The sequence below is a fragment of the Salinivibrio sp. MA427 genome (assembly GCF_001996115.1).
Classification (GTDB): Bacteria; Pseudomonadota; Gammaproteobacteria; order Enterobacterales; family Vibrionaceae; genus Salinivibrio; species Salinivibrio costicola.
This window is the reverse complement of record NZ_MUFH01000084.1, coordinates 1-9,378: the sequence shown is the minus strand read 5'-3', so window position 1 is coordinate 9,378 and position 9,378 is coordinate 1. Positions and strand designations below refer to the sequence as shown.

Here is a 9,378-nt window from a genome sequence, read left to right as displayed (position 1 = left end):
CCCGTAATCTATACATAACGCAAAATTAATGGCAGAAAGTGCAAACGCCACGCTACCTAGCGTGGCGTTTGACAATACGTGACAAAAGCCAAAAAAAAAACGCCAGTCTTTCGACTAGCGCTTTCTCTAAATTTGGCTCCCCCAACTGGACTCGAACCAGTGACATACGGATTAACAGTCCGCCGTTCTACCAACTGAACTATGGGGGAATTGTCTTTTTCGACAACGAGCGAGATGATAGGCAATCCATTATCTCGGTGCAACCCTTTTTTCAATAAATCCCCACATACTCGGCTCGAATGGCTAAAAAGGCAACAAATCAGACGATTAAACTATCTTCTTTGCACTCACGTAGGTAAAAGTACAAATATACAACCCAGTAGCCCAGTAGCTGATTTCGAGGACCCAGAGACATTGGATAAAGACGCATCGCTCCCACTCTTTATTGCCGGCCCCATGCTACGGCGTACGACACAGCATGAAGTGACGTTATGGTCAGTGCTAACACAAAAGCCCGAAGATGGCACCGTGTCAGTTTATCAGCACAACCAGATATTAGCATCCATGCCATTGTCAGCCGGACATTGGTTTCGTCTTGGCGAGCGTGCGTGGGTCGTGCTTCATCATCTCCGGTCGGCTCATGGGTTTCCCGTCGATCTCCCGTTGTCATACGATATACAGATCAACCACAGGGGAATGGCGGACATCCAACCGGATATCTTGTATGACAACGAGCAAGCGCCCTCTTTTTGTATTCCCTCAAAAGCCACCCACATCGCACATGGCTCATGCCGACATCCCCACCATCGCTGCGATGATGCCCTCGTCACTCTCGACCAACATTTGGCCACGACCCCCATACCACACTGGCCCAATATGTTGATTATGAGTGGGGATCAAATCTACGCAGATGACGTCGCCACGCCGATGCTGCAGCGTATTCGCCGGTTAATTGCCGTATTAGGTCTTAAAAATGAGTATTTCGAGGCCGCGCCCATTGTCGACTGCCGTGCCTTGGATACACATCCTGACAGCTATGTTCAACGTGGCAAGCTCCTCCCTAGCCAGCGCGCGGAAAAGGGCGGCCGTTTAGAGAGACTGTTTGGTCAACCACAGCCTATTTTTACCTCCAAAACCGTCTCCAATCACTTGATAAGCTTTGCAGAACACGTCGCCATGTATTTGCTGGTTTGGGCTCCCGTTTCTTGGACGCTAACAGACGGACCTCATCTTCATCCCCCCAGTCAACTTACCGACAGTCAACGCGAACGCTATCAACAAGAAACACTCGCACTCAATGCCTTTCGTTCCGGTTTAACCGGTGTGCAGCGACTATTCGCACATCTATCAACCTATATGATCTTTGATGACCATGACATCACGGATGATTGGAATATCACCGTCGGTTGGGAGCAGGCCGCGTATCTCAATCCCTTTTCTCGTCGCATTATCGGCAATGGTCTGATGGCTTACTGGTTGTGCCAAGGTTGGGGCAATGCGCCCGATAACTTTGGCCAAGACTTTCTCACTACCGCTCGCCAAAGCGCCTATCAGCCCATTAGTGTTTGCGACCTGGACACACAAACAGAGACGCACCAGGCTATGGTGGAGCAATGTCTGCGCTTTGAGCACTGGCATTACACGGTACCAACCACGCCACATCTTGTTGTGTTAGATACACGCACTCGTCGCTGGCGATCCGAGTCACAAATGAATAAACCGTCGGGCCTGATGGACTGGGAAGCACTGATGGATTTTCAACATGATCTGTTAAGGCATGATAGCGCGGTGATCGTCTCTGCCGCTCCCATGTTTGGCGTTAAATTTATCGAGGTATTACAGCGAATTGCGACCTGGCTAGGCGCGCCGACTGTCGTCGATGCCGAAAACTGGATGGCCCACCCAGGGAGTGCCAATACGCTACTCAGTATTTTTCGTCATCAACGTACGCCCACCAATTACGTGATTTTATCTGGGGATGTGCATTACTCGTTTGCTTATGATATTCGAATCCGATTTCGCACCCATAGTCCGCGTTTGTGGCAAATAACTGCCAGTGGTTTCAAAAACCGCTTCCCCGAGCCACTTCTGAGCTTTTGCGAGTGGTGCGATCGCGTTTTATTCAGCCCACTGTCTCCACTGAATTGGCTCACTAAACGCAAGCGTATGCGCATTGATCGGCGCGACCCTGATACGCCAGGCCCGAAGCGTCTCGTCAATGCCAGCGCCGTAGGATTGGTCACCTTGAATGAAGATGGCTCTCCACGCACCATTAGCCTTCTGAAGACCGATGGTCAACGCGTCTCTTTTCCCGAAAAGACAAAGACCTAGACAGCTCGCCTACTACATCACCGTGATTATCATCGATGAAATTTGGATAATCGCGGTAAGCAGGCCTAACCTTATAAAAGGCAGGCCGATAACAGGAGGCTGTATGCAAGGAGAAAACCACGCACTCGTTTTTGATTTCCCGGAGCATCGCGATCGTATCCACCACCTTAAGCAATATGACCCCGCGTTTCAGCTCGATGCGCAACGCTATCATCAACTCGATCACCATATTCGTGGTTTAGAGATGAACCAAATCCCCACCAGCGACGACATCTTTACTGCCATGAAACGACAGCGCGCGCACCTCAAAGACCGCTTGTACGAAAAACTACGCACACATTAATGGGAGGTGAGCAATGCGTTTGTCGCATTCACTGTGCTTGGTCGTTCTGTTTCTTGGGACAATAGGGGCTGCAGAGGCAAAAACCATCAACACGGAGGCGGTGAGCCTTCGTGTCGAAACACTGAAATCCGGCTTTTCTCATCCATGGGGGATCACTGAGCTTCCGGATGGCGATCTACTGATTACCGAGCGTGACGGCAAGCTTAAACGGCTGACACCCAATGGGCTGGTCGTCTCCATTTTAGGCACCCCAAAAAACGTGTTTCAAGAGGGGCAAGGGGGACTATTAGATATCGCCTTGGCACCTGATTTTGCGACCAACCAGCGTTTATATCTTTCCTATGCCGCCGTCGACGAGCGAGGACAAGCCGGTACTGAGGTTATAATGGCCACACTGTCTAAAGATGTACTCATTGACAGTCGTGTTATTTTTAAAGCCTCTCCCAAACGCAGTGGCGGGCGCCATTTTGGCAGTCGTTTATTGGCTACTTCTGAGCACCTATATATCACGCTCGGCGATCGTGGCCACCGCGATCGCGCGCAATTTGCCGACGATCATCTGGGCACGCTCGTGCGTCTTAATCTTGATGGTACAGTGCCGAAGAGTAATCCCTTCCTACAGGCGGATGACAAACGTGCGGAGGTGTTTAGCTTCGGGCACCGAAATATCCAAGGCATCGCCCTCGATAACACAGGCACACGTATTTGGGCACATGAGCACGGTCCCCAAGGTGGCGATGAACTCAACGTTATCCTCGCCGGTGAAAACTATGGCTGGCCGACTATAACATATGGCGTTAACTATGGACTGGGCACACAAATCGGAGAGGGGACATCAAAACCAGGGATGCGCCAACCGGTTTATTATTGGGATCCGTCAATTGCACCGTCAGGCATGATCATGGTTGACAGTGATCGCTTCCCAATGTGGCAWGGCAACCTGCTGCTTGGCTCTTTAAAATTTGGGCTATTAGTCAGGCTAGTATTGGAAGATGGCAAAGTGATTCATGAGGAGCGGATGCTTGATGGCGAGTTTGGCCGCATTCGCGACGTAATACAGGCACGTGACGGCAGTTTACTCATCCTCACTGATAGAAGAAATGGCAGTGTATTGCGGGTCACACCATTACCTCAGTCGTAGACCGTTATCTCAGTGGTAGATAGGCGCTAGGAAAGACTGGACGTCAGCTCGCCATCATTGTGAGGCATCGATAGACGATATTGCTCACCACCGTAGTCTAAATTGGTGACCAACCACGCGCTTCGTGACTTAGAACGTTCATCAAATTGAAACCCACAATGATAGCGACCGCCCATCAAACGGCAGTTCATTATAACACCACTGATACCCATATCTTGACTTGCAGTGGTGTCGGTCAAACTCAACTTTAGTCGGTGTCTGAATATGAACACGCACCAAGATTCCCCCCCCAACTTCAGTACCGCTTGAGTGACAGCTAACAGCGATGACTTCTTGTTTTTTTCTATCGCATTGAGTTGCTCTTTTCTTGACATAATGACGATCGTTAGCTTCCGTTAATATGAATTTCAGTATTTTCATCAAGATCGGTTGCCCTGAGTATAGATCGCGCTCTTACCTCATGTTACTTTTTCGACACTTAAAGCACTTACCAAGCAAGGACACGCCATGATAACGACACCAAATCGGCTGCTGGTTAGCATCCTATTCGTTTGCGCCACCACAGCGCAAGCCAATGAAAACAAGGCTTGCGGCGATGTTTCCATTGCTGATATGAATTGGAATTCAGCCACTTTAATGGCACATGTCGATCAGTTTATCTTGGAACATGGTTACGGATGTAATGCGTCTTTGGTTCCAGGCGATACCATGCCTACTGGTGTCTCAATGACAGAAAAAGGCGAACCTGATATTGCGCCAGAGTTTTGGACCAACTCTCATAAAGCAATGTTAGATAAAGGCGTCAATGAGGGGCGGCTCCGCTATGCCGGTGACGCGTTCTCACAAGGCGGCAACGAAGGCTTTTGGGTCCCCAAATACATGGTTGATAAACACCCTGAGCTAGCAACGATTGAGGGCATTAAAGCCCAGCGAGATCTTTTCCCGCATCCTGAAGATCCCGATAAAGCAGCATTCATGGGTTGCCCCGCGGGATGGACGTGTCAAATCTCCGCTGAACATATTTTGAACGCCCTTGAGCTCGACAAAGCCGGCTTTGAAATTGTCGATCCAGGCTCCGCCGCTGGATTGGCCGGCACCATCGCACGTGCTAACGAGCGACAAAACCCTTGGTTTGGCTATTATTGGGCGCCGACGCCTGTGATGGGAAAATATGAAATGGTTGAGGTCGACTTAGGCGCTGATGTCGATCTGGAACACTACAAACAATGCATCACCCAGGCAGATTGCCAATCACCTAAGGTCACTGCATTTCCGGTCTCTCCCGTACACTCTTTGACCACTGCATCCTTTGCCGAGCAAGCGCCAGCAGCATTTAACTATATCAATCGCCGTGAATACGATAACCAAGTGATGAGTGACATGCTGGCTTGGATGGATACCTACCAAGCGGACGGTGAAATAGCCGCTGACGAATTTCTACGCCGCTATCGCACTGAATGGCATCAGTGGGTCGACGAAAAAACGGCACAGCGCATTGAAGACGCCTTGCAGTAGAAAGGGAAGCACACTTGCTGACCAGGTAAATCATCCTTGCCAAGGCAGACCCCCCCCTTGGCAAGGATAAAGGACAGACACTAGATCACGCCCAGCTCACGCAGACGTTCCATTAAGTAGCTTTTCGCAGTGTGGCGAGAAGACAACACCACTTCTGGTTTGGGATGCAAAAACAGTGGTAAGGAAATACGTGCTTTAGTTTTATCCGCCCCCTCAGGGTTTATCACGCGATGGGTGGTTGATGGGAAATAGCCGCCCGATGCCTCTTGCAGCATATCACCAATATTGACAATCAAATTGCCAAAATCACACGGTACATCCAACCAACTACCATCTTTGGCTTTCACCTGCAGGCCCGGCTCATTCGCCGCCGGAAGGATAGTGAGCAAGTTAATATCCTCGTGCGCGGCGGCCCGGATTGCACCTAGCTCTTCATCACCGTTTAACGGCGGATAATGTAATACGCGCAGTAACGTCTGTTCGCTCCCCGCAATCATACTCGACAGTGATTGTGAGTAGTGCTCACTGACGCTGACAGGCGATTGACGCTCAACCCAAGACAACAAGGTTTCAGCTAAACTGGTCGCTTGTTGATAATAAGATTGCAGGTTATCTCGTCGTGCTTCAGGACACTGCCCCCAAGGGTAATAATGAAAGAACTCCTTTAGATCACGCTTGGTATGGCCTTTCGCCGTTTCCGCAATTTTAGCGGGGAAAAAGCCATCTTGCGTGTCTGACTTAAAGGTGAAATCGTGCTTTTCCTCGGTGTTAAAAAAGCCTTCCCACTCTTGGTAAATATCAGCGACTCGCTGCTGTTGTAGCGGGTGGTTTTTAAGAACGCCAAAGCCTGTTTCACGTAAAGATTCAACAAATGCTTGCTCCGCATTCGGTGCTTGGAAGTCAATAGCTTGCAGTATCATAGGGTACTCGTAATCGTTTGCTTTTTATCGTGAGGTTGTCGCATGCATAGTCTAACAGCGCGATCGAGAGGCACAACGCGATTCTGTACTCAGGTGGAAACACTTTATTTCCATACAGGAACAATATGTTAACGATGAGCAAACGTGTTTGGCGTGTTACACTCTGGCTTTATTGAACGCATGGAGGTTATATGGGCGTTATTCGTTGGATCCTTGGAAAAATTATTCTCGTTGTCGAGGCCTTAACCAAACCTAAGTCTCCCAAGTTAAGTGCAGAACAAACACAAGCACTTGAGCGGTTGTCAGAACAATTCACGCTCTATCAATTTGCTGCATGCCCGTTTTGTGTCAAAGTTCGTCAGGCGAGTCGCAAACTGGGGCTACCTTTGGCGGTTAAAGATGCCAAACGTGATCTGGCCGCACGGCAAGCGCTTGAGCAAGGTGGTGGCCGTATTAAAGTGCCCTGTTTGCGTTTCGAAGATGATGCTGGAGACACACGTTGGATGTACGAATCGGATGACATTATCGCGTATTTAAATCAGCAAACAGCACCAATCATCAACAAGATCTAGCCAATCGTTTAGAGGGGGCTTTTTTGGTAACAACGCCCCTGCTTGCCTTTACGCCTCAATGCAGTAACAACGCTTGCATTGAGGTTATTCAACCGCCCGCGCCATCGCTTGGGGAGTCTATCTTTAAATACTCCCTAAGACCGCAAATGCCACTGTGCTGACAGCTCCCACGACCATAAAGTAAGGAAATTGCGTACGGATATGATCAACGTGATCATTGCCTGTTGCCATCGACGCAACAATGCCGGTATCACTGATTGGTGACGTCATATCGCCAAAAATCGCCCCAGATATCGATGCGCCAATCATCAAGTGCGGGTCAATGCCTGCCGCAGCGCCAACCTGAATACCTATCGGGATCATGATTGCAAACGTGCCCCACGAGGTCCCGGTCGCCAGTGACATRATRGCGGCAATCACAAAGACAAAAGCGGCTGATAATCCCGCAGGCAAAATGCCATCAATCACCTGAGTGATGTAGTGTCCCGTATGTAAGTCTGCCGATAAATCCCCCATTAAAAATGCCAGCGACATAATTGCCCCCAGAGGCATCATATTGGCGTATCCGGCTAACAGGTGGCGGAAAAAGGCATCTAACGACAAGACACGCGTGCCGATAAAGAAAGCCATCGCGACCGCAGTCCCTCCCATCACCGCCCAAAAAACAGCAGTCGAGCCAGACCCAGAGGCAATATCGCCATTACCGGTGATAAACAGGCCCACCGGCACCATTAAAATGGTGCTCAGTAACGGCAGAACAAAATAGCTCACTTTGCCTAGCGGCTCATCATCGCGCTGATGATCGCCAGCAATAGGAAAGGCGCCCTCACGCAGTACTTGCCCGGCTGCTGCACGTTGGTCAGCTTTTGCCATTGGGCCCCAGCTCACGCCGGTGAACACGTAGAACAGCACTGCTAGCAAGGAGAGCCACGCCATTAAGTTGTAAGGAATAGCGTGCAATAGAATGTTGAAGGGCTCCCCTTCAACATAACCTTTGCTGACTTGCACGCCGATAATCGCCATCATCGCGGCACCCCAACCATTGATCATCACACTAGAGCAGGTCGCGACGCAGGATGACTGGATCACATAGGCGAGCTTCTCGCGAGAGACGCGATAGTGATCGGCTAAATCACGACTCACCGTCCCCGCTGACATAATGGAAATGGAGCTTTCAATAAAAATCAGCATGGTGGTGACCATCGCGAGCAACTGCACCGCAATCGGATTTTTCACCAATTGAGCACGCTCGGTGAGCGCATGAATCACGGCCCGCGTGCCACCAGTGACTTGGATAAGACGAATTAATCCACCCACCATAAAACAAAACAAGATGGTGCGCGTGTTTCCCGCACTGGCAAACACACCAATATAACTATCCAGTGCCTTGGCGACGCCAGCGAATGGATTGAAATTGGCGATCACGGTATAACCCACCATCGCCCCTGTCAGTAGCGACAGAATGACCTGACGCGTGACCACCGCAAGCACAATCGTGACCAGGGGCGTCACCACCGTCCAGACGCCATAATCGGTCATGATGCCTCCTGATCGAGCGCATACAGGAGATCATCAATCAAGTCACGACTGTCTTCAATGCCGACCGAGAGCCGGAAGGTGGTATCGAAAACCCCGTGTGACGGTAAGCCCGGATAGAAAACCGCTTCAATGGCAGGGTGGTTTTCCAGCGCGGTCGCAACGTTTAGCGCATTATCGCATTGACGCTGCATACGCAGATCGAGCGTTTTTAATCCGCGTAACGCGAGATAAGCATCAAATGGCGAGGCAATTGCGCCGACCGTGGTTTTGGCAAAATCAATTTTTTTCGCCAAGGTTTCATCTGCGGTGACCAGCGCGCCGCCAATCATGTCAGAATGCCCACCAATGTATTTGCTGGTCGACAACATCACAATATCCGCCCCCAAGCTCAGTGGCGTTTGGTTCCAGGCGGTCGCAAAGGTGTTATCCACACAGGTTAATAAGGCATGCTCGCGGGCAAACTGGCAAATCGCAGCAATATCAACCAGTTCTAACAAGGGATTCGTCGGAGTTTCAATCCAAACCATGGCAGTACTTGGTTTGWCGGCTGCCGCCACGGCGTCCAAGTCATTGAGATCAACATAATCGACACTGAGTCCGTTATTGCGGGCGCGGAGTTTGTCGAACAAGCGATGTGTACCCCCATACACACCACGCATCGCAATAATGTGCGCGCCTGCGGGTAGCAGTTCTAAGGCCAAGGCTGTCGCAGCCATCCCCGAGGCCGTCGCGGTCGCATAACAGCCTTGCTCGAGCGCCGCCAACGCACTCTCGTAAGCATATCGTGTTGGATTGCCAACACGGGAGTAGCCAAAGTCTGCTTGATGGCTCAGATCGGGCTGAATAAAGCTACTGGCGGTATAAATCGGAGTAAAAGCCGCATGGTGACCTTTGTCGGTTTGATCACCACCATGAACAGCAAGGGTAGAAAAATGAGGATTTCTCATGTCAGAGCTCTTTATTGGTATAAAAAATCGTTAAAATGGCAAATATAAGTCATTATCACGACTATAAAAC

General features: G+C 50.2%; 9 protein-coding genes and 1 tRNA gene. 5 read left to right on the top strand and 5 right to left on the bottom strand.

The window, feature by feature from the left end; all coding sequences use genetic code 11:
- Window positions 1-133 precede the first annotated feature (133 nt).
- Window positions 134-209, bottom strand: a tRNA-Asn gene (locus BZG79_RS07600).
- Window positions 210-414: 205 nt separating this feature from the next.
- Between BZG79_RS07600 and BZG79_RS07595 the strand changes: the two genes are divergently transcribed.
- The 3 genes from BZG79_RS07595 to BZG79_RS07585 all read left to right on the top strand — a co-directional run bounded on the left by BZG79_RS07595 (window position 415) and on the right by BZG79_RS07585 (window position 3,815).
- Complete coding sequence (locus tag BZG79_RS07595) at window positions 415-2,331, top strand: alkaline phosphatase family protein (RefSeq protein ID WP_347336584.1); 1,917 nt, start codon at window positions 415-417, stop codon at window positions 2,329-2,331.
- A 103-nt stretch (window positions 2,332-2,434) separates the two neighbouring features.
- Entirely contained in the window at window positions 2,435-2,674 is a 240-nt protein-coding gene (locus BZG79_RS07590) for a DUF465 domain-containing protein (protein WP_025744348.1), read from the top strand.
- A 13-nt stretch (window positions 2,675-2,687) separates the two neighbouring features.
- Window positions 2,688-3,815, top strand: coding sequence for a PQQ-dependent sugar dehydrogenase (locus BZG79_RS07585; RefSeq protein ID WP_077774097.1), 1,128 nt, complete (start codon window positions 2,688-2,690; stop codon window positions 3,813-3,815).
- A 26-nt stretch (window positions 3,816-3,841) separates the two neighbouring features.
- Here the strand turns inward: BZG79_RS07585 and BZG79_RS07580 are convergent, their stop codons facing one another.
- A complete protein-coding gene (locus BZG79_RS07580; protein ID WP_077679590.1) occupies window positions 3,842-4,189 on the bottom strand; it encodes a hypothetical protein in 348 nt (115 codons plus the stop codon).
- A 133-nt stretch (window positions 4,190-4,322) separates the two neighbouring features.
- Here BZG79_RS07580 and BZG79_RS07575 point away from each other — a divergent pair, with 133 nt between their 5' ends.
- The gene (locus BZG79_RS07575) at window positions 4,323-5,330 is read left to right on the top strand and encodes a glycine betaine ABC transporter substrate-binding protein (RefSeq protein WP_077774096.1); all 1,008 of its coding nucleotides are present in this window, start codon (window positions 4,323-4,325) and stop codon (window positions 5,328-5,330) included.
- 80 nt (window positions 5,331-5,410) lie between these two features.
- Here BZG79_RS07575 and BZG79_RS07570 read toward each other — a convergent pair whose 3' ends face one another.
- Window positions 5,411-6,250: a 2OG-Fe(II) oxygenase family protein gene (locus BZG79_RS07570; RefSeq protein WP_077460876.1), complete on the bottom strand. Its 840-nt coding sequence runs from the start codon at window positions 6,248-6,250 to the stop codon at window positions 5,411-5,413.
- Between the two features lie 191 nt (window positions 6,251-6,441).
- On the opposite strand from BZG79_RS07570, the gene BZG79_RS07565 reads away from it, so the two are divergent.
- Window positions 6,442-6,822: a glutathione S-transferase N-terminal domain-containing protein gene (locus BZG79_RS07565; RefSeq protein ID WP_077774095.1), complete on the top strand. Its 381-nt coding sequence runs from the start codon at window positions 6,442-6,444 to the stop codon at window positions 6,820-6,822.
- 123 nt (window positions 6,823-6,945) lie between these two features.
- Here BZG79_RS07565 and BZG79_RS07560 read toward each other — a convergent pair whose 3' ends face one another.
- On the bottom strand, window positions 6,946-8,361 hold the full coding sequence (locus BZG79_RS07560; protein WP_077774094.1) for a Na+/H+ antiporter NhaC family protein: 1,416 nt from the start codon (window positions 8,359-8,361) through the stop codon (window positions 6,946-6,948).
- Window positions 8,358-9,308: a PLP-dependent transferase gene (locus BZG79_RS07555; RefSeq protein WP_077774093.1), complete on the bottom strand. Its 951-nt coding sequence runs from the start codon at window positions 9,306-9,308 to the stop codon at window positions 8,358-8,360. Before BZG79_RS07555 ends, BZG79_RS07560 begins: the two co-directional genes overlap by 4 nt.
- Window positions 9,309-9,378: the final 70 nt, after the last annotated feature.